General features: G+C 67.7%; 1 pseudogene. It reads left to right on the forward strand.

Annotated features, from left to right (window positions below):
• Positions 1-458, forward strand: a pseudogene (locus HGR_RS17570) (hypothetical protein); the annotation flags it as partial.

The raw sequence follows: 458 nt of genomic DNA on the forward strand, positions 1-458 counted from the left end.
TGACGACCACGACGACGGGCACGGGCACGACGAGCTTCGGGGCGACGAGCGTGGGAGGTGCCCTGGATGTGACGAGCGCTGGGGCGGTGAGTCAGAGCGGAGCGCTGAGCGTGACGACCACGAGCGCGATCAACGCGGGTAGCGCGGCGATCACGCTGACCAACGGCAGCAACAACTTTGTGGGTGCGGTGGGTCTGACGGGTGGGATCACGCAGATCACGGACACGAACGCGCTGACGCTGGGGGTTCTCAACACGGGTGCGCTGACGGTGGTGAGCACGGGTGCGCTGAACCTGGGAAGCGGCACGGTGGGAGGTGCGCTGAGCGCGACCAGCAATGGTGGTGCGATGACGCAAACGGGCGCGCTGACGATCACGGGCACGAACACGAGCACATTGAGCGCGGGTGCGGGGTCGATCACGCTGGGCAGCGCGAACGACTTCGGCGGGACGGTGACG

The organism is Hylemonella gracilis ATCC 19624 (assembly GCF_000211835.1).
Classification (GTDB): domain Bacteria; phylum Pseudomonadota; class Gammaproteobacteria; order Burkholderiales; family Burkholderiaceae_C; genus Hylemonella; species Hylemonella gracilis.